Here is a 21,927-nt window from a genome sequence, read left to right as displayed (position 1 = left end):
TTAAAAACTACGTCCGATTGTGAATAAGTTTGGCTTTTATTTTTGCCGTTAATTGACAATCTTTGTAGTGCACTGAATGTGTAAAAATTCAATAAAAAAATTAACAGAATCTGTCATGTCACAAATCGAACCAATATTACAAGAAAATAAAAATCGTTTCGTTATTTTTCCGATTAAACATCATGATATTTGGGAGTGGTATAAAAAGATGGAAGCAAGTTTTTGGACTGCAGAAGAAATCGATTTACACCAAGATTTGACAGACTGGAATAACAAATTGAATGACGACGAAAGATATTTCATTAAACATATCTTAGCATTCTTTGCTGCTTCTGACGGAATCGTAAACGAAAACTTGGCTGAGAACTTTGTAAACGAAGTTCAATATGCTGAAGCGAAGTTTTTCTATGGTTTCCAAATTATGATGGAAAACATTCATAGTGAAACGTATTCACTATTAATTGATACTTACGTAAAAGACGAAGCAGAAAAAGCAGAATTATTTAATGCTTTGGAAGTATTCTCAGCAATTGCTAAAAAAGCAGAATGGGCTTTAAAATGGATCGAGTCAGATTCATTTGCAGAAAGACTAATCGCTTTTGCTGCTGTTGAAGGAATCTTTTTCTCAGGAGCCTTCTGTTCCATTTATTGGTTGAAAAAACGTGGTTTAATGCCAGGTTTAACATTCTCTAATGAGTTGATTTCTCGTGACGAAGGCGTACATTGTGATTTTGCGGTTCACCTGCACAATCATCACTTGGTAAACAAAGTGCCAAAAGACAGAATTAAAGAAATTATTGTAGATGCCTTAGATATCGAAAGACAGTTTGTTACAGAATCTCTTCCGGTAAGTTTAATTGGTATGAACGCTGGGTTAATGACACAGTATTTAGAGTTCGTTGCCGATAGATTATTAGTAGAGTTAGGTTGCGAGCGTGTATACGGTTCGGCAAATCCATTTGATTTCATGGACATGATTTCTCTTCAAGGAAAAACTAATTTCTTTGAAAAACGTGTTGCAGAGTATCAAAAGTCAGGTGTTATGAACAATGACAGTGATGCTCAAAAAATTTCATTTGATGCAGATTTTTAGACAACAAAAAATACTTTTAGCGTCTATCTTCTAGAGACGCTAAAAAAAGATTACAGGAATATTTTAAAGGTTGAATCTCTTTCCCCAAGTCGCAGATTCAATAGCAATTTTTGACGCATTTAAATTCGAATTTCGAATTTGAAATGAGTAACTATTGAGAATTTGGTAATTCTCCAAAATTAATTTAAAAACACGCAATGTTTAAGTACTAGGGCTCGTTCTCTAGATACTTTCATTTTTTCAATAACTAATAAAGGTAAGCTTATGTATGTAGTAAAAAGAGATGGCCACAGAGAGCCCGTAATGTTTGATAAGATTACAGAAAGAATCAAAAAATTGTGTTACGGCTTAAATGAGCTTGTAGATCCAGTTAAGGTAGCGATGAGAGTTATCGAAGGATTGTATGATGGGGTTTCGACTTCTGAGTTGGATAATCTTGCAGCAGAAACGGCGGCTTCTATGACAATTGCGCATCCAGATTATGCTCAATTGGCAGCTCGTATAGCTATTTCTAATCTACATTCAAATACTAAAAAATCTTTCTCTGAAACGATGAAAGATATGTACAACTATGTGAATCCAAGAAATGGACAAGACGCTCCATTAATTGCTGACGATGTGTACAAAGTAATTCAAGAAAATGCTGCTTTTTTAGATTCTCATATTATTTATACAAGAGATTTTAATTACGACTACTTTGGTTTTAAAACTTTAGAGCGTTCTTATCTTCTTAAAATAAACGGAAAAATCGTGGAGCGTCCACAGCACATGTTAATGCGTGTTTCTGTTGGTATTCACTTAGACGATTTAAAATCGGTAATTGAAACTTACGATTTAATGTCTAAAAAGTTCTTTACGCATGCAACGCCAACGTTGTTTAATGCAGGAACTCCAAAACCTCAAATGTCTTCTTGTTTCCTTTTGGCAATGCAAGATGATAGTATTGATGGTATTTACGATACATTAAAACAAACAGCAAAAATCTCGCAATCTGCGGGAGGAATCGGACTTTCTATTCATAATGTTCGTGCAACTGGATCTTACATTCGTGGTACAAACGGAACTTCAAACGGAATTGTTCCGATGTTGAGAGTTTTCAACGATACCGCTCGTTATGTAGATCAAGGTGGTGGAAAACGTAAAGGAAGTTTTGCGATTTATATCGAAACTTGGCATGCTGATATTTTTGATTTCTTGGATTTGAAGAAAAATACAGGAAAAGAAGAAATGCGTGCGAGAGATTTATTCTTCGCGATGTGGACTTCAGATTTATTCATGAAACGTGTTCAGGAAGATTCAACTTGGACTTTAATGTGTCCTAACGAATGTCCAGGATTATATGATGTTTACGGAGATGAATTCGAAGCATTATATACCGACTACGAATTTAGAGGAAAAGGAAGAAAAACAATCCGTGCTCGTGAGTTATGGGAGAAAATCCTAGAATCTCAAATCGAGACTGGAACGCCATATATGTTGTACAAAGATGCAGCAAACCGTAAATCGAACCACAAGAATTTAGGAACTATTCGTTCTTCTAACTTGTGTACAGAGATTATGGAGTTTACTTCTAAAGATGAAATTGCAGTTTGTAACTTGGCTTCTATCTCATTGCCAATGTTCATCGAAAATGGACAATTTGATCACCAAGCACTTTATAATGTTACAAAACGTGTAACTCGTAACTTGAACAAAGTAATCGACAGAAACTATTACCCAGTTCAAGAAGCTGAAAACTCTAACATGCGTCACCGCCCAGTAGGTTTAGGTGTGCAAGGTTTAGCAGATGCTTTCATTATGTTGCGTATGCCGTTTACAAGCGATGAAGCTAAAAAATTGAACCAAGAGATTTTTGAAACTTTATACTTTGCAGCCGTAACCGCTTCTATGGAAATGGCAAAAGAAGAAGGACCATATTCAACTTTTGAAGGTTCTCCAATGTCACAAGGAGAATTCCAATACAATATGTGGGGAATGAAAGATGAAGAATTATCAGGCCGTTGGGACTGGGCTTCATTAAGACAAGAAGTGGTAGAGCATGGAGTTCGTAACTCGTTGTTAGTTGCGCCAATGCCAACTGCATCGACTTCACAGATTCTTGGAAACAACGAAGCTTTTGAACCATATACATCAAACATTTACACACGTCGTGTATTGTCTGGAGAGTTCATCGTGGTAAACAAACATTTGCTAGAAGATTTAGTAAAACTAGGTTTATGGAACGAAGATTTGAAACAAGAAATTATGCGTCATAATGGTTCTGTTCAAAACATCAATATCATTCCGCAAGACTTAAAAGATCTTTACAAAACAGTTTGGGAAATGTCGATGAAAGATATTATCGACATGTCACGTCAAAGAGGATACTTTATTGACCAGTCTCAATCTTTGAACTTGTTCATGCAGGATGCAAACTATTCTAAATTGACTTCAATGCACTTCTACGCTTGGCAGTCTGGTTTAAAAACAGGAATGTATTACTTAAGAACAAAAGCGGCTGTAGATGCGATTAAATTCACATTGAACAACGATAAAAAAGAAGAAACAGCTCCATCTTTAGTTGCAGAAACGGAAGCAATCAGTGTTGAGGATTATAAAGCAATGCTTTTAAAAGCACAAGCGGCAGATCCAGAAGATTGTGAGATGTGTGGGTCTTAATCTTTTTTAGAAGAAAGAAAATAGAGTAAAGAGGAAAGATTTATTCTTTGTAATAGAAAGCAGTTATTGTAATGATAGCTGCTTTTTTTGTTAAATTGTATTTAAACAATGTGTATGAATAAGATTTTAGGGTTAGTTTTTTTATTGTGCCTTATTTCATGTAAAGAAAAGGTGGAGCACGTGCAAACTCAAAAAGAAAATAATATAGAGGAAATTAATCAAGATGAGGTTAGAACTATAAGTTCTAGGACAACAAATTATGATACATTAATTAATCGGGTTAAAAAGCATGGTGATGTTGATGCTTATGATGAACTTTTTTATAGTTTTAAAGATTGTTGTTTTCGTGAAAGTACAGATAGTGTAATGGTGTACGCGAAAATTATGGCGGAGAATTTTAATTATGAAAGAGCTTACTATGATTATTACGATGCTATTTTAGAGAAACATGCAATAGATCATACCAATTTTCCTCAAATTGATATTAGTAAAATGGAAAAAAAGGATAAGCAAAAATTAGAAAACTGGTTTAAGTTTATGATAGAAAGAAAGCAAATTAATCAACAAACATTGGATTCTATTAAAAGATAATAGGTCAATTTTTTAATCAAAAAATTATGAATGCTAATTTACATGTCACTAATAATAAAAATGAATATTATCAATTGGCAATGCAATATTTTCAAAATATAAATCGCGCGGAATATGGAGATATTAATTATGATGACATTCTTTCAAAATCTATTTCAATTTTAATTGATCATGGTTTTATTCCTACTCCTTGTATTGAAATCAAATTAGAACTTTCTAAAGCTGAAAAAAAGATTGGTAATTATTTTCTTTATGTTGATGAAAATAAAAAATTTATAGATGAATTTCTAATAATATAGCCCGTGGTTGAAACCACAGGCTATGTTTGATTATAATTGTTTAATATTCTGAAAACAATATCCCCAAAAATTCCCCGTTCTAATTATTACCAAAGACTTTTCAAAACTCAGCACCTTAGAATCTCAGCGACTTAGCATCTTTAAAAGAATTAAACCTTTAAAAGAAACTCAAGTCTTATTGTAATAATTTCTGAACAATGAAAAAAAGCAGTCTTTGGTCCCTTCGATTAGGTTTTTCAGGAAAACAAACTTCAAAAATTGAAAAACTCGGCTTAGAAAAATTTCTAAAGCAATCCTATAAATCAAAATTTGATACAACAGTTCCAGACTTTCTGCAAGATCAGCCTAAAACCACTTTGGAGCTGAAACAAGTTCGGGAAATAATCAAGACTTCCGGTCCCGAAACCAAGAAAGAAATTCAGAAAAAAGAAAATCAAGCCACTGCCGAATTTAAAAGATGGTGGATTGCGAAAATGCGTAATGACGAATTACCGCTTCGCGAAAACATGGTTTGTTTCTGGCACAATCATTTTGTTTCGACTTCTCAAAAAGTAAAAATCAATTACTGGATTTATCAGCATAATATGATTTTGCGCGAAAATGCCTTTGGAAATTTTAAAGAATTAACCAAACAGATTCTAAAATCAAATGCCATGGTTCGGTATCTCGATAATGGAGATAATAAAAAAGGTAAAGTGAATGAAAACCTAAGCCGTGAATTACTCGAATTGTTTACAATCGGAATTGGAAATTATACCGAAGACGATATTAAAAACGGCGCAAAAGCTTTGGCCGGTTTAAATGTCGGAGATGAAGGTGCAGTTTACAGAAAAAATATAGAAGATAATAGCGATAAAATCTATTTCGGAAAAACCGGAAATTGGAAAGCGGATGATTTAGTCGATATTATTTTCGAACAGAAAAACATTCCGTATCTCATTACACGAAAAATCCTGAAATGGTTTATTTATGATAATCCGCCCGAAGATTTAGTAGTTTATTATGGCGATTATTTCCGAAAGCAAAAGTTTGAGATCGAACCTTTATTGACTAAAATCTTTACGGAAGAATTCAAAAAAGAAAATTCTGGAAATAAAATCAAAAATCCGCTGGTTTATATTTTACAGCTTTGCGACGAGTTGCAAATTGAAAATGTTGATGATGCGGCAATTATGGCGTTTATAAAACAGCAGGGAATGGATTTGTATAATCAGGTAAATGTAAAAGGTTGGGACGGCGGAAATTCTTGGCTGACTTCGCAAATTTATCTCCAACGAAATAATACAGCCGATTTATTGTGCAGTGGGAAAAGTCTAAACCGAAAGGTTTTAAAAACGATGATAAATGGAGTTGAAAAGGAAAAATCGGAATATGAAAAAACGGCTGTAAAAGTCGCTTTTGATTCTGGTGGAAATAATAAAACGATTATTTCTGAATTGTCAGACCGATTATTATTTGCCGTTAATGATTCGGAACAAAAGGATATGGAGAATCTGTTGAAATACGATTTTGATCCCAAAGATCCGCATGCTGATTTTGCTGTGGTTCGACTTTTTAATTATATCACAAAACTTCCCGAATATCAATTAATCTAAAAAGCAGTAATCATGAACAGAAGAAATTTTCTAACACTGACCGGAACTTTTACAGGCGGACTGCTGGTGCTTCCTGATTTTTTACATGCTTTTGGTTCTCAGAACAATTTGGTTGTGGGAGAGCAATGTGTCGTTTTTGTTCAGCTGAATGGCGGAAACGATGGTTTAAATACTTTTATTCCGTACGATGATCCGTTGTATTACGATTTAAGAACGAAGATTGCTTTAAATAAAGATTTGGTTGTTGGAAAGAATAAAGGAATGGCCTTTCATCCTTCGTTAAAAGATTTTGCTCAAATGCAGCAAAATGGAGATTTAACGGTAATTCAGAATGTGGGTTATCCAGAACCTATTCGTTCGCATTTTAGAAGTCAGGAAATCTGGCAGACGGCAACCGATTCTAATAAATATATAAATGAAGGCTGGCTTGGAAGATTTCTGGATTTGCAATGCAACGGACATCAAGCGACGGCTGGAATCAATTTAGATTCGATTGATAATTTGGCTTTAAAAGGAGTGGAGCCGAATTTTATAACGGTAAAAGATCCAGACCGATTTAAGGTAAAATCAAAAGATGAAGATGTAACTTTATCTAAAAATCCGCATTTGGATTTTGTTCGAAAAATTGCCAATTCGGTTACCGAAGGTTCAGATGAAATCCAGAAAGCTTTAGCAAAATCAAAAACGGAAATCAGTTATCCAAAAACAGAATTATCGAAAAACTTGGAATGGATTGCTCGATTGATAAAAGGGAACTTAAATTCAAAAGTGTATTACACATCGCTTAACGGATTTGATACACACGATAATCAGCTCTCAATTCACGAAAGAAAATTGACAGATTTAAATGATTCCTTATATAGTTTTTATTATGATTTAAAACAATCGCAATTATTGCAGAATGTTACAGTCGTAGTTTTCTCCGAATTTGGAAGACGAGTAAAAGACAACGGAAGCGGAACCGATCATGGAACTGCAGCGCCAATGTTTATTATAGGAGGAAATAATAAAGGAACCATTTTAGGAAAAAACCCAAATTTAGCCGACTTAGATAATGGCGATTTGAAATACGAAATAGATTTCAGAAGTGTTTATGCTTCTTTATTAAAAGAAAAAATGAACTTCGATTATTCTAAAATTGGAATTGCAAATAAACCAATTTCAGGGTTGTTTGCATAATCGCAATCTTTGTCATTTCGACCGAAGGGAGAAATCGCACTAGAAATTCCACACAGTATATCGCCAATCTTTGTCGATTTACGAGTGTGATTTCTCCCTTCGGTCGAAATGACAATAACACTAAGTAATCTGTGTGATTAGAATCTAATTTCACAGAGATTTGCACTAATCCGTGAATTCGTGGCAAAAAAAACTTAGCATCTCAGCAACTTAAAACCTCAGAATCTCTTTTTAATATTCTCATTTTAAGCCGATATTTTTATATTATCATACAAAACCTGCTAAATTTGTTAAGAAATCCTTTTTTGTTTCATAAAATGCAATCTTTTTTTTGGTGCACTAAAAATAATTTATACATTCGCAGAGAATTTAAAACAAAACACAAACAAAATGGCAAGTAACCGTTTTTATTTTAGCAACTCTTTTTATTTCTTCTTTAGTAGAAGTGAGGATTGTGCTATGGTTATTTGAGAAAAATTTTAAGACAAATAAAACTAATATACAATCCTGATGCAAATCAGGATTTTTTTTTGACTATATGACAACGAAAATTGCAATACAAGGTATTAAAGGATCATTTCATCATCAGGTTGTAAAAGAGTATTTCTCTGAAAATGTGGATATTGATGAGTGTTTGTCTTTTGAAGAATTGATCGACAGCCTTATTGCCGGAAAATCTGATCAGGCTGTTATGGCGATTGAAAATTCGATTGCAGGGCCGATTATCCCGAATTATGCATTGATTGACAAGAATAATTTGCACATAATTGGAGAGCATTATTTAAACATTCAGCAGAATTTAATGGCTTTAAAAGGTCAGAAAATTGAAGATATTAGAGAAGTTCATTCGCACCCAATGGCACTTTTGCAGTGTATGGATTTCCTGAAACAATATCCAAATATCAAATTGGTTGAGGATAAAGATACAGCCGAAACGGCAAGAAGAATTCAGGAAAAACAATTGACTGGTATTGCAGCAATTGCAAGTGTAACGGCTTCTGAAATGTATGATTTGGATATTATTGCGTCATCGATTCAAACGATCAAAAACAATATGACCCGTTTCGTAATCATCAAAAAACAAAATTCATTTTTGCCAGAAAGCGAAATCAACAGAGCCTCTGTAAAATTTGAATTAGATCACAAAAGAGGAAGCTTAGCAGCAGTTTTAAATGTAATGAGCGACTGTAAACTGAATTTGACAAAAATACAGTCGCTTCCAAAAATTGAAACGCCTTGGAAGTATTCATTCTTCGTTGACGTAACATTCGAGAAATACGAAGATTTTGCAAAAGCTAAAGCCTTATTAAATATCATGGCAGAATATTTTAAAGTGTTGGGAGAATATAAAAATACAAAACCTTTAAGTGAGTCTTAAAGTTGGAAAGTTGATTTTAGATTGAAGATTAACGAATTAAGATTTTAGATTGTCGGGCTGAGCAAAGTCGAAGCCCACGTTCCAATTGGAAAGTCCTTCGACTTCGCTCAGGAGGACAAAAAAGAAAAAGCATATAGCTTACGGCCTAAAGCCTAAAGCATTTTTTAATAAAAAATAGAAATGATTACAACAGCAAAACGATTAGACACAGTTGAAGAATACTACTTCTCATCAAAACTAAGAGAAGTTCGTCAGTTAATGTCTGAAGGAAAATCGATCATCAATATGGGAATTGGAAGCCCTGATTTGAGTCCGTCAAAAGCAGTAATTGAAGCAGTCGCTGCCGCAATTCAAGATGAAAACGGGCATGGTTATCAAAGCTATCAGGGATTACCAGAAATGAGACAGGCGATGGCAGATTTTTATCGTGATCAGTTTGGTGTTGAAGTGAATCCGAATAATGAGATTTTACCATTAATGGGTTCGAAAGAAGGAATTATGCACATCTCGTTAGCATTTTTAAATGAAGGCGATCACGTTTTAATTCCAAATCCAGGTTATCCAACGTATACTTCGGTAACCAATTTGGTTGGAGCAGTTCCGGTTTATTATGATTTGAAAGAAGAAAACGCATGGGAACCAGATTTTGAAGCTTTAGAAAAATTAGAGCTGGAGAAAGTAAAAATTATGTGGCTGGGATATCCACACATGCCAACAGGAGCGAGAGGAAGTTTAGCGTTATTTGAAAAATTGGTTGCTTTTGCTAAAAAACACAACATATTATTAATCAACGACAATCCGTATAGTTTTGTTTTGAATGATAATCCGATGAGTTTATTGCAGGTTGAAGGAGCGAAAGAGGTGGCTTTAGAATTGAATTCACTTAGTAAAACGTTCAACATGGCCGGATGGAGAGTAGGAATGGTTTTAGGAAATCCTGAAATTATCGATGCAGTCCTAAAAGTAAAAAGCAACATGGACAGCGGAATGTTCTACGGAATTCAAAAAGGAGCAATCGCCGCTTTAAAATGTGATAAATCTTGGTTTGAAGATCAAAACAAAATTTACAGACGCCGTAGAGAATTGACGGAGAAACTAGCAGAAAAATTAAACTGCAAAGTGTATAAAGAAGGAGTTGGACTTTTCGTTTGGGCAAAACTTCCAGAAGGAATAGAATCAGCAGAGAAGTTCATTGACGAAATATTATATGAGAAACATATTTTCATTACACCGGGAACCATTTTTGGAAGCAACGGCGAAGGTTATATCAGATTCTCATTGTGTGTGAAAGAAGAAAAAGTACAGGAAGCGATAGATCGATTTTAGTATTAAGACTTTAGAATTAAGTATTAAGATTTTATCCAGATTGTCAGGCTGAGCGGAGTCGAAGCCCTTGGCAATTGGAACGCCCTTCGACTTCGCTCAGGGTGACAAATTGAAAAGTAAGATCTGGAATTTGGACCCGAGCGATAGCGAATAGACGAAGCAATTTTAAAACTTGGAATTTAAAAAAGATATGAGAGTATACGTAATAGGAATAGGGTTAATAGGCGGTTCGATGGTGCTAGAGATAAAAGGACGTTATCCTGATGCGACTATTTTAGGAATCGATAGTAACGAACAGCATTTGCAGCAAGCAATTGAGTTGGGAGTTATTGATGAAGCTGGAAGTTTTGAAGATTTGCAAAAAGCAGATTTTGTAATTGTTTCGGTTCCAGTAGATGTAGCGCTGACGGTTTTGCCTAAAGTTTTGGATTCGGTAGGAGATAAAACAATTGTTTTTGAAGTAGGATCGACTAAAAAGCCAATTTGTGAAGCAGTAGCCAATCACCCAAAAAGAAGAAATTTTATTGCAACGCACCCAATTGCCGGAACAGAGTTCTCGGGACCATCAGCAGCGATAAGAGGCTTGTTTCAAGGAAAAACAAACATTATTTGCGAAGTCGAAAAGACAGCTTTTAAATTACAAGAAAAAGCATTAAATCTTTTTACTTCAATCGGAATGAGAATTCGATATATGGATCCCATTTCACATGATAAACACATTGCCTATGTTTCGCATTTATCGCACATTAGTTCGTTTATGCTAGGAAAAACGGTAATGAATAAAGAAAAAGACGAACAGGATATTTTTGATATGGCGGGGAGTGGATTTGAAAGCACTGTTCGTTTGGCAAAAAGTTCGCCCGCAATGTGGACACCAATATTTAAACAAAATAAAGAATACGTTCTGGAAACTTTAGAAGCTTATATATCAAACCTGAGTCGGTTTAGAGATTTGCTAAAAGAAGAAGATTACAACGCCATTTTTGAAGAAATGGAAAGCACAAATAAAATAAAAGAAATACTAAACGGATTAACAACAACTAAAAAGTAAATTAGAATTAAGATGGAAAATAAGAAAGAAATGAGAAAGTGGTTAGAAGATTTCAATTTAAATCACCCACTTGTGATAGCTGGACCTTGTAGTGCAGAAACTGAAGATCAGGTTTTGAAAATCGCTCACGAATTAAAAGATTCAAAAGTTAGTGTATTCAGAGCTGGAATCTGGAAACCAAGAACTCGTCCAGGAGGATTTGAAGGTGTTGGTGAAATCGGATTAAAATGGTTGCAAAAAGCAAAAGCTGAAACTGGTTTATTAATGGGAACTGAAGTAGCAACTGCAGCGCATTGTAAACTAGCTTTAGAACACGATATCGACGTTTTATGGGTTGGTGCTCGTACAACTGCAAACCCTTTCGCAGTTCAAGAAATTGCTGATACGTTGAAAGGTACAGATAAAATTGTTTTGGTTAAAAACCCAGTAAACCCAGATTTAGCTTTATGGTTAGGTGGTGTTGAGCGTTTACACATGGCTGGAATTGAGAAATTAGGTGTTATTCACAGAGGTTTCTCTACTTACGAAAAAACAAAATACAGAAACATTCCAGAATGGCAGATTGCTATCGAATTGCAAAATAAATTCCCTGATTTGCCATTAATCATCGACCCATCTCACATTACAGGAGATCGTAAAATGATTTTTGAAGTAACTCAAGAGGCTTTAGATTTGAACTATGATGGTATGATTATCGAAACGCACTACGATCCAGATAATGCTTGGTCTGATGCTGCGCAACAAGTAACTCCAGATTCTTTGAAACAAATCATTAAAGATTTGACGATCAGAAAAACGGATGATACTACAGACGAGTACAGCCAAAAAATGACTAAGTTAAGAGCTAACATCGACGTTTTGGATGCTAACTTATTAGAATTGCTAGGAAAACGTATGAAAGTGGCTGACGAAATTGGTCAAGTGAAAAAAGATGCAAACGTTGCGATTCTTCAAAACAACCGTTGGAACGAAATCTTAGGAAAAATGATTTTGGAAGGTGAGAAAAAAGGTCTTACTGAAGAATTTGTTTTAAGAATGTTCAAAGCAATTCACCAAGAAAGTATTGGTCACCAAGAGAAAATTTTCAACGCATAATTTTCTTTCAAACCATATAAATGATATAAGTTAAATTAAGTTTTGAAAAAAACTTGTTATTGGGTTCAATTATATCACACATTTAAAATTAGATTGTTTTTTATATTAAATCTCCATTGCTTTCGGGCTTTGGAGATTTTTTTTTGAAAATAAGTAATATCTTCCCAACCTTTTATCGTTTTTTGTTCTCTATAACAATATGAACCTTAATTTTTGTATCATGAAATTAAAATTGTTTTCGTCTATGCCGCGCATTTTTCAAATGAATTTGAAGGTATTGTTTTTCTTTCTCGTTTTTACGGGCACAAAAACTTTTGCACAAAGTCCGGAGCTTACCGTTAAAGGAGAGGAAGCTGAGAAAGTAAGAATGAGTCAATTGAAAGTCAATGTGAAAATCGTTGGCAATATTGCTTACACTACAGCCGAAATGCATTTTTTTAATTCGGGAAATCGTCAAATGGAAGCAGAGCTTATTTTTCCGTTGCCTGAAAATGTTTCGGTTTCTAGATATGCGATTGATATTAATGGAAAATTGCGAGAAGCTGTTCCGGTAAATAAAAATAAAGGGAAACAAGTTTTTGAAGCCATCGAACATCGTCGTGTCGATCCAGGATTGTTGGAAAAAGTCGATGGGAACAATTTTAAAACTAGAATTTATCCGTTAATGCCAAATGGTGAACGAATTGTTGTTATTGGTTACGAAGAAGAACTTTCGGCTTCAGACAAAGATAATTTGGCGTATCAGCTTTTGAGCCGTTATCCTAAAAAGTTAGATAAATTTGAAATTAATGTTTCGGTTTTAGGTGCCGCTGCAAAACCTGTTGTGACGGGAGATTCTGAAAAAGAAATTGTTTTCTCAAAATGGAATCAATCTTTTGAAGCTTCTGAAAAGAAAGAAAACTATCAACCTGCTGAAAAATTACTTTTTAAAATTCCAATTCAGCAAGATATTCCGAGTGTTGTAATGCAGAATGCTGGTGGGCAATATTATTTCTACGGAAATGCTTTTGTCGATGGAGCTAAAATGGCAAAGAAAATTCCAAGTTCAATTGGTTTGATTTGGGACAATTCATTGAGCTGTCAAACGCGTGATTTGAAAAAAGAATTGGATTTGTTAGAAGCTTATTTTCAGAAAATAAAAAATACGAAAGTGACTTTATACTTTCTGAATTATACTTTCGAAAAACAAAAAGAATTTGTGATTTCAAATGGAAATTGGTCTGAATTAAAAGCCGTTTTAGAAAAAACAAAATATGATGGAGGAACACGTTATTCGCAGATTAGTTTTGAAAATCAGAGTGAATACTTGTTTTTCTCTGATGGATTATCATCATTGAGTGAAAATCTTCTGCCAAAAACTAAAAAACCTGTTTATACCATTACCTCTTCTGTTTCTGCAGATTTTGCCTTTTTGAATTTTTCTTCGATGAAAACGGGAGGTAATTTTATCAATTTAAATCAGATAAATGCAGAAACTGCTTTGGATAAATTGACAAATACAAATTTGAAGTTTCTAGGCATAAAAGAGAATTTAACCGTAACCGATTTATTTCCTATGGAAGGAACTTCGGTTTCAGGGAATTTTAGTTTTTCTGGTATTTCTTTGAATCCAAAAAATGAAATTACGTTGTTATTTGGCTATGATAATGAAGTTACTTTAGAAAAGAAAATTACGCTTGATGTAGCGGTTCAAAATTCTAATGACGTAAATGTTGAAAAACTTTGGGCGCAGAAAAAAATTGCCAATCTTGAATTGCAATACACTAAAAACGCAGATGAAATTGAGCTTCTTGGAAAGAAATTCGGAATTGTAACCAAAAACACATCATTGATTGTTCTCGAAAATGTTCGGGATTATATTATGTACGATATTTTGCCGCCAGCAGAATTACGTGCTGAATTTGATTTAATTAAAAAACAGGAGCATAATGCTACATTAGCACAGCAAAAAAATAATTGGGAAAGTATTGAAAGTTATTTTGCCAGTATAAACGCCTGGTGGAAAAAAGACGTCAAATACGCAGGGCAGAAAATCGCATCTAAATATAAGTACAATAGACAAGTTCCACCGCCACCTCCACCTCCAAATGGTAGAAATAGAGCTAGAAATATGGAAAGAAGAGTAGCATCTGAAACTATAAAAGGAGATCCTGATGCAGTACTGACAGTTGATGAGCCTGTTGGAAAAGGACCAGTTGAAACAGTAATTGAAGAAGATAATGCTGTATATAATACGCCTCCTCCGCCATCTGCGCCAAAAGTGGATCAGGTAAAATTTGTTTCGCCAGTTGTTGCAAAAGCAGAAGAGGTTACTGATGACGTACCAAAAATTGTTGAATTAAAAGATAAGAAAGTTGGAAGTGAGGTAATTAAGGAAGATTCAAATTCTACTAAATTAGATGAAACAGTTGTAGTAGGATTCGGAATGCAAAAAAAATCTGATGTTGTTGGTGCTCTCGAAGAAGACACTTCAAAAAATAAGGATCTTTCGCAAGATTCAAATTTCAGTAGAGCTTATTTATCTGGAGATTCAAAAAAGCCTCTAATTATAGTTGATGGTCAATTTTATGAGGGAGAATTGGCGGATTTAAAATCAGATGATATCGAAGCAGTGGATGTTTTGAAAGATGCCGCAAGAATTGCTGCTTATGGCAGCAGGGGAGTAAATGGAGTTATTATTATAACAACAAAAAAGAAGTCTTCAAATAATGGAGTCGTTCAAACAAAAAGTTGGAATCCAGATCGATTGTATTTAAAAGCATTGGCATCTGCACCAAAAGAAAAACAATACGATTTGTATTTCGAATTGAGAAAAGCTCAGGAAAGAAATCCAAGCTTTTATTTTGATGTGGCGCACTTTTTCTACAATCAGGGAGATGTTAAGAAAGCATTGCTAGTTATCAGTAATATTGCCGATTTAGGTTTAGAAAATCATCAGCTTTATAAAACATTGACTTATACTTTGAGACAATGGAAAGATTATGACGATGCCTTGTTTACTGCAAAACAAGTTGAAAAATGGAGATCTCACGAACCTCAGAGCCTAAGAGATTATGCTTTGGCGCTTGAAGATGCCGGAAAATATCAAGAAGCATTTGATGAATTGGTAAAATCGCTTGAAGTGAATTATTATGGAGAAATGAGCGGACAATACGAAGGTATTGAAGATATTGTTTTGATGGATGTTAATCGTTTAATGTCTGAGCATTCTGGTTTAAAAACGGGAAAACTAGACAAAAAATACCTTGCTAAAATGCCGGTTGATATCCGAATTATTATGAACTGGAACCAAATGGATATTGATTTAGATTTACATGTAATTGAGCCAACAAATGAAGAATGTTATTACAGCCATACTTCAACACAAATTGGAGGAAGATTTTCAAAAGATTTCACAGAAGGTTACGGCCCAGAGCAATATATCATCAGAAATGCGGTAAAAGGAAAATATCAAATCAAAACTGATTATTTTGGCGAAAGCGAATTAACCGAAAATGGCCCAGCAACAATTATGGTTGAAATTTATACCACAAAAGCGGGCAAAGTATCGCGAACTTTAAAAACAATTCAACTAGGAAAAGTAAAAGAGAATGAAACTTTAGCCGAAATAGTTTGGTAAAGTCTGCAAATTAAGGATATGTCTTTCAAATTTAAAAGGCGAAATTGCGTTGTTCCATTCTAAAAACGTAATTTTGCCTTTTATTTTTTAGGTTTTAAAGCGTAATCTAAAATCTAAAATTTACAATCTAAAATTAAAGAATGACAGGAACCGTTTATAAATCTACAGGAAGCTGGTACACCGTAAAATCTCAAAATGGAGATTTTGTGGAATGCCGTATGAAAGGGAAATTCAGAATAAAAGGTATTAAAAGTACCAATCCTATTGCTGTAGGTGATATTGTTGATTATGAGTTGGATGAAACTTCAGATGCCATTACAGGAACAATTCATACTATTCACGAAAGAAAAAACTATATCGTTCGTAAATCGGTTAACTTATCAAAACAGATTCATATTATTGCTTCTAATATCGATCAGGTTTTTTTATTGATTACAATTGATAATCCGCCAACAACGACAAGTTTTATTGATCGTTTTTTGGTTACTGCAGAAGCATACGGAATTGAAGCCATTCTTGTTTTTAATAAAATTGATACTTTAACAGATCAGACTTTAGACGATCAGCTTTATTTGCAGCATATTTATTCTGAAATTGGATATAAATGTCTTCGTATTTCTTCGACAGAAAACAAAGGCGTTGACAAGCTAAAAGAAATGATGATTGGTAAAGTAAGTATGTTTTCTGGACACTCTGGTGTTGGAAAATCAACTTTGGTTAACGCACTAGAACCAAGTCTTCATTTAAAAACTTCAGTAATTTCAGAACAAAGCAAGCAAGGGCAGCACACTACAACTTTTGCCGAAATGTATGATTTGTCTTTTGATGCTCGAATTATTGATACGCCGGGAATTAAAGGTTTCGGAATTGTTGATATGGAACCATCAGAAATTAGTGGTTATTTTCCTGAATTCTTCAAACTGAAAGATCAATGTAAGTTTAACAACTGTTTACACAAAGAAGAACCTCATTGTGCCATAAAAGCAGCTTTAGAAAAAGATGAAATTGCTTGGTCACGATATAATAGTTACCTTAAAATTCTTGAAGGCGACGAAGAGCATTACCGCACCGATACGTATGGTGAAGATCGCGCTGCTAGTGATGAAACACGTAAGTAATTGTGAATGGTAAATTGTGAATTTTGAATTTTGAATTATGGCTGATAACATAATTAAAACAAAGTCTTTTAATTTTGCACTTAGAATTATTAAACTTTTTCAATTTTTAAAAGATGATAAAAAGGAGTATGTTTTGAGTAAACAATTACTTCGCAGTGGTACGGCGATAGGTGCATTAATTAGAGAATCTGAGCAAGCAGAAAGTAAAAAAGACTTTATTCATAAACTTGCAATTGCACAAAAAGAAGCAAATGAAACAGATTATTGGCTTGAATTGCTTTTTCAATCCAATTACTTAAATGAGATTCAATTTCAATCTGTAAAGTCTGATATTGTGGAAATAAATAAAATTTTAGCTTCAATTATTATAACCTCCAAGCAAAAACTAAGCACTACATAATTCACAATTTACCATTCACAATTCACAATTTTCTATGAGAGTAGTTATCCAAAGAGTTTCCCAAGCATCAGTAGCAGTTGATTCTAAAATTGTTGCCAACATTCAAAAAGGTTTATTGGTTTTAGTCGGAATTGAAGATACCGATACACAAGAAGATATTGATTGGTTGGCTGGGAAAATAATTAAAATGAGAATTTTTGGAGACGAAAATGATGTTATGAATTGTTCGGTGCAGGATATTGACGGCGATATTATTGTTGTAAGTCAGTTTACACTTCATGCATCCACTAAGAAAGGAAACCGTCCTTCTTATATAAAAGCCTCAAAACCAGATTTTGCAATTCCGACGTACGAGAATTTTGTTCAAGCAATAGAAAAAGAGTTGGGCAAGAAAGTGCAAACAGGAATTTTTGGTGCCGATATGAAAGTCAGTCTTCTCAATGACGGGCCCGTTACCATTGTAATGGATAGCAAAAACAGAGAGTAAAAATATTATTAAACATTTGTTAAGGATTTCTGAAAATAATATATATTTGACGAAAATCCCTACTAATGAAAAACCTTTTTTTTGCGTTATTTTTATTCTTAACAACCCTTAATTCATTCGCCCAAAAGAGCAATTATCCTATTCTTTCTATTCCAGATAGTTTAAAACATAATGCCAATGCTGTTCTTCGTTTAGACCAAATGGATATTGTTATTGCTTCGCAAAGAAGTATGAATATTAAGACCCAAAGAGTGGTTTCTGTTTTAAATGAAAAGGGTCTAAATGATATTGACGCATACTGTCATTATGATAAAACAACTTCAATAAAAAATATCGAAGCTGTAGTTTATGATGCATTGGGGAATGAGATAAAAAAAATCAAAAGAAAAGATTTTAAAGATCAGAGCGCTGTAGGCGGAAGTACTCTTTTTTCTGACAATCGAGTGCTTTATTTAAATTATACACCCATTTCCTATCCTTTTACAATTGCTTATACCAGCGAAGTTGAAACTTCAAATACTGCATTTATACCAAAATGGTATTTTATTGGAGGTTATTATTTGAGCGTAGAAAAATGCGTTTTGAATGTAACTTTCCCGAAAGGATTGGGCTTTAAGAAAAAAGAGTTCCAATTTGATAACTTCAACATAACCAAAACAGCCGATACAGATACAAATCTAAGTTATACAGCAACAAATATCACGGCTCAAAAACAAGAAGATCTTAGCCCTTCTCCTTCAGATCTTTTTCCTAAAGTCATGATGGGATTAGAAAACTTTCACTTAGAAGGAGTGGACGGAAATGCTACTACTTGGGAAGCATTTGGGAAATGGTATGAAGATAAAATCTTAACCGGTACGACTGTTTTGACAGAAGATACCAAAGCAAAAATTAAAGCATTGGTTGGAGATGAAAAAGATCCTATCAAGAAAGCTAAAATCATTTACGATTATGTACAAAAAAAATCGCGATATGTAAACATTGCAATTGGCATTGGCGGTTGGAAACCTATGCTAGCCAACGATGTTGACCGTTTAGGATATGGAGATTGCAAAGCGTTGTCAAACTATACAAAAGCGCTTTTAGAGGTTGTAGATGTTCCATCTTATAATACTATTTTATATGGTGATCGTTACAAAGAAAATATTCAATCTGATTTTGTTTCGATGCAAGGGAATCATATGATTTTAGCCATTCCTAATAAAGATAATTATATCTGGTTAGAATGTACAAGTCAGGACGATCCGTTTGGATATCAAGGAATTTTTACTGACGATCGCGATGTTTTGGTTGTAAAACCTGAAGGAGGGCAAATTGTACGAACTAAAATCTACGATGATAAAGGAAACACGCAAGTAGGGAAAGGAGTTTACACAATTGATCCAACTGGAAATTTTTCTGGCACTTTAAAAATAGCCTCTCAAGGAAGTGTGTATGCTTCTAAATCTCGAGTAGAAACCATGCAGCCAAATGAAAAAGAGGAACATTATAAAGAGTATTGGGATAATATCAACAACTTGAAACTAGGTAAAATTACTTTTACAAATGATAAAGAAAATATTCGTTTTACTGAAGATGTTCAGATAAGTGCTGTAAATTATGGAGCTATTACGGGTAACAAAATGATTTTTGTAGTCGATGCTTTCAATCAATATACAGGAAACGTAAAACGGATTAGAAACCGAAAAAATCCTTTTCAAATACAACGTGGTTTTTTAGATACCGATGAAATTGAAATCAATCTTCCAGAAGGTTTCAGTATCGAATTCCTGCCTTCCAATTATGAGCTAAAAGGCAAATTTGGCGAATACAAAACCGAAATCATTAAAAAAGACAGTAATAAACTGACTTACAAAAGATCGATGTTTTTAAATAAAGGAAAATATTCGAACAAAGAATATGACGAGTATCGCCTATTTATGGAACAAGTCTCGAGAAACGATAACGCTAAAATAATATTAACCAAAAACTAACAAGTGTAACCAAAGTAAACCAAAAATTACCAATGAAAATTATTAAATTATTTAGTCTCACTGTGCTTTTATTGATCGCTTCAAAAGCGATGTCGCAGGAATTTAAATTAGGAAAAGTATCCATTGCAGAATTAGAACAAAAGACGCACCCGAAAGATTCGGCAGCGACAGCCGCTATTTTGTATAAAAAAGGAACAGCAAGAATTGAGTATGATGTTAATGATGGTTTTGTCACAGTGACAGATGTAGAAACCAGAATTAAAATTTACAAAAAAGAAGGCCTAGATTGGGCAAACCAGGATGTTTGGTTCTATAATTATTCTGGTCTAAGAGAGAAAGTGTCTTTTTCGGATGCTGTAACTTACAACATAGTTGGCGGTAAAATTGAAAAAACGAAGCTTAAAAGTGATGGCGTTTTTGAGGAAGTACTAAATAAATATAAAAGCTTAAAAAAAATAACAATGCCTAATGTAAAAGAAGGTTCTGTTATTGAATTTAAATATAGTATTAAATGTCCACAGGAAATAATAAGAGATTGGGATTTTCAAACGAGTATTCCAGTGAACTATTCTGAATTTTCAACATTCATTCCCGAATATTACACTTTCAGTCCAAGACAAAAAGGTTATTTTTTTCCTAAGGCAACAACAGCAAGGGTTGCCAAAAGTATCACTTTTAATAACAAGGAAAGATCGGGTGGACGTGTGACATCGACTAATTTTTCTACTGATTATTTAAGTTATATGGAAGATCAAGTTACGTACAAAGCGGTAGATTTTCCAGCAATGAAAGATGAGGCTTATGTTAACAATATTGATAATTATACATCGTCTGTTGCTCACGAATTATCAATGACGAAATTTCCAAATCAGGTGCTTAAAGAATATTCTGCAGATTGGGCTTCGGTTGTAAGAACAATTTATGATTATGATGATTTTGGTCCTGAGCTTAATAAAACAGGTTATTTTGAAGATGATTTGAAAAAAATACTTTCAGGAATCAATACGCCTGAAGAGAAAATCTTAGTTATTTTAAATCACGTAAAATCAAACGTAAAATGGAATAAATATTACGGTTATGGCTGTGATAATGGAGTTAAAAAAGCGTACAAAGAAAAAACGGGAAATATTGCCGATATAAATTTAATGCTTACAGCGATGCTTCGTTATTCAGGATTAACAGCAAATCCAGTTTTGGTAAGTACACGTTCAAACGGAATAGCGTTGTTTCCTAACAGAACGGCATTCAATTACGTAATTGCTGCGGTAGAAACTCCAAACGGATATGTTTTACTAGATGCGTCAGAAAAATTTACGGTTCCGAATGTTTTGCCACTTAGAGTTTTAAATTGGTCAGGAAGATTAATTAGAAAAGATGGTTCATCAGAAGAAATTAATTTAATGCCAGAGAAAACTTCTGTTGATAATGTTTTTATGAATTACAGTATCGATAGCGCTGGAAAAGTTACCGGAAAAACAAGAAGACAATACATGGATTATAACGCCATGATTACGCGTGGCAATATTGAAGGTTTAAAAGAAGAAGAATATTTAGAAAAGCTAGAAAACAAGAATAAAAAAATCGAAATCAGCGATTATTCAAAAACAAACGAAAAGGATATTCTTCTTCCTATTATAGAAAGCTATTCTTTTACAGGAAACGACTTGTGCGAAGTTATTGGAGGTAAAATTTATTTGAATCCAATGTTGTTTTTTGCGACAAATAATAATCCGTTTAAGCAGGAAAGTAGAGAATATCCAGTAGATTTTAGTTTTCCATTCACAGATAAGTACAGTATTAATATTGAAATACCAGAAGGCTTTGTGGTTGAAACATTGCCAGCCCCAGCTGCTGTAACAATGGAAGATAATTTGGGTGTTTTTAAATTTAATATAGCTGCAAATGATAATAAACTTCAGTTGTCTATTTTGCATCAAATAAATGAAGCTATCGTATCTGCTGAAAAATATGAGATGCTGAAAGAGTATTATAAAACAATGGTAGAAAAAGAAACGGAAAAAATCGTTTTGAAACGTATTTAATTATGCTGAGATTCCTTCTAATT

16 protein-coding genes are annotated in these 21,927 nt (G+C 33.8%); all 16 read left to right on the top strand.

Translation table 11 applies throughout. The features are described 5' to 3' along the window. Nucleotides 1-115: 115 nt before the first annotated feature. Nucleotides 116-1,093, top strand: a complete 978-nt coding sequence (locus SOM12_RS15560) for a ribonucleotide-diphosphate reductase subunit beta (RefSeq protein WP_320494118.1) — start codon at nucleotides 116-118, stop codon at nucleotides 1,091-1,093. Nucleotides 1,094-1,357: 264 nt separating this feature from the next. Beyond that, the gene (locus tag SOM12_RS15555) at nucleotides 1,358-3,751 is read left to right on the top strand and encodes a ribonucleoside-diphosphate reductase subunit alpha (protein WP_320494116.1); all 2,394 of its coding nucleotides are present in this window, start codon (nucleotides 1,358-1,360) and stop codon (nucleotides 3,749-3,751) included. A 114-nt stretch (nucleotides 3,752-3,865) separates the two neighbouring features. Next, nucleotides 3,866-4,342, top strand: a complete 477-nt coding sequence (locus SOM12_RS15550) for a hypothetical protein (protein ID WP_320494115.1) — start codon at nucleotides 3,866-3,868, stop codon at nucleotides 4,340-4,342. A 26-nt stretch (nucleotides 4,343-4,368) separates the two neighbouring features. Beyond that, on the top strand, nucleotides 4,369-4,641 hold the full coding sequence (locus SOM12_RS15545) for a hypothetical protein (protein ID WP_320494114.1): 273 nt from the start codon (nucleotides 4,369-4,371) through the stop codon (nucleotides 4,639-4,641). A 197-nt stretch (nucleotides 4,642-4,838) separates the two neighbouring features. Beyond that, nucleotides 4,839-6,236, top strand: coding sequence for a DUF1800 domain-containing protein (locus SOM12_RS15540; RefSeq protein ID WP_320494112.1), 1,398 nt, complete (start codon nucleotides 4,839-4,841; stop codon nucleotides 6,234-6,236). 12 nt (nucleotides 6,237-6,248) lie between these two features. Then, nucleotides 6,249-7,415: a DUF1501 domain-containing protein gene (locus SOM12_RS15535; protein WP_320494110.1), complete on the top strand. Its 1,167-nt coding sequence runs from the start codon at nucleotides 6,249-6,251 to the stop codon at nucleotides 7,413-7,415. A 538-nt stretch (nucleotides 7,416-7,953) separates the two neighbouring features. Beyond that, on the top strand, nucleotides 7,954-8,793 hold the full coding sequence (locus SOM12_RS15530) for a prephenate dehydratase (protein ID WP_095928250.1): 840 nt from the start codon (nucleotides 7,954-7,956) through the stop codon (nucleotides 8,791-8,793). Nucleotides 8,794-8,973: 180 nt separating this feature from the next. After that, entirely contained in the window at nucleotides 8,974-10,119 is a 1,146-nt protein-coding gene (locus SOM12_RS15525; RefSeq protein WP_320494109.1) for a pyridoxal phosphate-dependent aminotransferase, read from the top strand. Between the two features lie 190 nt (nucleotides 10,120-10,309). Further along, on the top strand, nucleotides 10,310-11,170 hold the full coding sequence (locus SOM12_RS15520; protein WP_320494108.1) for a prephenate dehydrogenase: 861 nt from the start codon (nucleotides 10,310-10,312) through the stop codon (nucleotides 11,168-11,170). Nucleotides 11,171-11,182: 12 nt separating this feature from the next. Next, nucleotides 11,183-12,265 carry a bifunctional 3-deoxy-7-phosphoheptulonate synthase/chorismate mutase type II gene (locus SOM12_RS15515; RefSeq protein ID WP_095928247.1) on the top strand — a complete coding sequence of 361 codons (1,083 nt, stop codon included), beginning with the start codon at nucleotides 11,183-11,185 and terminating at the stop codon, nucleotides 12,263-12,265. 220 nt (nucleotides 12,266-12,485) lie between these two features. Next, complete coding sequence (locus tag SOM12_RS15510) at nucleotides 12,486-15,884, top strand: VIT domain-containing protein (RefSeq protein ID WP_320494107.1); 3,399 nt, start codon at nucleotides 12,486-12,488, stop codon at nucleotides 15,882-15,884. A 140-nt stretch (nucleotides 15,885-16,024) separates the two neighbouring features. Continuing rightward, on the top strand, nucleotides 16,025-17,002 hold the full coding sequence (gene rsgA, locus SOM12_RS15505; RefSeq protein WP_095928245.1) for a ribosome small subunit-dependent GTPase A: 978 nt from the start codon (nucleotides 16,025-16,027) through the stop codon (nucleotides 17,000-17,002). A gap of 37 nt (nucleotides 17,003-17,039) precedes the next feature. Beyond that, nucleotides 17,040-17,402, top strand: coding sequence for a four helix bundle protein (locus tag SOM12_RS15500; protein ID WP_320494105.1), 363 nt, complete (start codon nucleotides 17,040-17,042; stop codon nucleotides 17,400-17,402). Nucleotides 17,403-17,436: 34 nt separating this feature from the next. Next, the gene (gene dtd / locus SOM12_RS15495; RefSeq protein ID WP_320494103.1) at nucleotides 17,437-17,889 is read left to right on the top strand and encodes a D-aminoacyl-tRNA deacylase; all 453 of its coding nucleotides are present in this window, start codon (nucleotides 17,437-17,439) and stop codon (nucleotides 17,887-17,889) included. A 65-nt stretch (nucleotides 17,890-17,954) separates the two neighbouring features. Continuing rightward, on the top strand, nucleotides 17,955-19,862 hold the full coding sequence (locus tag SOM12_RS15490) for a DUF3857 domain-containing protein (protein ID WP_320494102.1): 1,908 nt from the start codon (nucleotides 17,955-17,957) through the stop codon (nucleotides 19,860-19,862). 32 nt (nucleotides 19,863-19,894) lie between these two features. After that, nucleotides 19,895-21,904 carry a DUF3857 domain-containing protein gene (locus SOM12_RS15485; protein WP_320494101.1) on the top strand — a complete coding sequence of 670 codons (2,010 nt, stop codon included), beginning with the start codon at nucleotides 19,895-19,897 and terminating at the stop codon, nucleotides 21,902-21,904. The last annotated feature ends 23 nt before the right edge of the window (nucleotides 21,905-21,927 follow it).

Source organism: Flavobacterium sp. CFBP9031, from assembly GCF_034044945.1.
Taxonomy (GTDB): domain Bacteria; phylum Bacteroidota; class Bacteroidia; order Flavobacteriales; family Flavobacteriaceae; genus Flavobacterium.
This window is presented reverse-complemented; position numbering and strand designations above follow the sequence as displayed.

Bases quoted from the DNA above. Each gene is read 5' to 3' on its own strand.
- SOM12_RS15560 (WP_320494118.1), top strand. From the start codon at position 116: ATGTCACAAATCGAACCAATATTACAAGAAAATAAAAATCGTTTCGTT.
- SOM12_RS15555 (WP_320494116.1), top strand. From the start codon at position 1,358: ATGTATGTAGTAAAAAGAGATGGCCACAGAGAGCCCGTAATGTTTGAT.
- SOM12_RS15550 (WP_320494115.1), top strand. From the start codon at position 3,866: ATGAATAAGATTTTAGGGTTAGTTTTTTTATTGTGCCTTATTTCATGT.
- SOM12_RS15545 (WP_320494114.1), top strand. From the start codon at position 4,369: ATGAATGCTAATTTACATGTCACTAATAATAAAAATGAATATTATCAA.
- SOM12_RS15540 (WP_320494112.1), top strand. From the start codon at position 4,839: ATGAAAAAAAGCAGTCTTTGGTCCCTTCGATTAGGTTTTTCAGGAAAA.
- SOM12_RS15535 (WP_320494110.1), top strand. From the start codon at position 6,249: ATGAACAGAAGAAATTTTCTAACACTGACCGGAACTTTTACAGGCGGA.
- SOM12_RS15530 (WP_095928250.1), top strand. From the start codon at position 7,954: ATGACAACGAAAATTGCAATACAAGGTATTAAAGGATCATTTCATCAT.
- SOM12_RS15525 (WP_320494109.1), top strand. From the start codon at position 8,974: ATGATTACAACAGCAAAACGATTAGACACAGTTGAAGAATACTACTTC.
- SOM12_RS15520 (WP_320494108.1), top strand. From the start codon at position 10,310: ATGAGAGTATACGTAATAGGAATAGGGTTAATAGGCGGTTCGATGGTG.
- SOM12_RS15515 (WP_095928247.1), top strand. From the start codon at position 11,183: ATGGAAAATAAGAAAGAAATGAGAAAGTGGTTAGAAGATTTCAATTTA.
- SOM12_RS15510 (WP_320494107.1), top strand. From the start codon at position 12,486: ATGAAATTAAAATTGTTTTCGTCTATGCCGCGCATTTTTCAAATGAAT.
- rsgA (WP_095928245.1), top strand. From the start codon at position 16,025: ATGACAGGAACCGTTTATAAATCTACAGGAAGCTGGTACACCGTAAAA.
- SOM12_RS15500 (WP_320494105.1), top strand. From the start codon at position 17,040: ATGGCTGATAACATAATTAAAACAAAGTCTTTTAATTTTGCACTTAGA.
- dtd (WP_320494103.1), top strand. From the start codon at position 17,437: ATGAGAGTAGTTATCCAAAGAGTTTCCCAAGCATCAGTAGCAGTTGAT.
- SOM12_RS15490 (WP_320494102.1), top strand. From the start codon at position 17,955: ATGAAAAACCTTTTTTTTGCGTTATTTTTATTCTTAACAACCCTTAAT.
- SOM12_RS15485 (WP_320494101.1), top strand. From the start codon at position 19,895: ATGAAAATTATTAAATTATTTAGTCTCACTGTGCTTTTATTGATCGCT.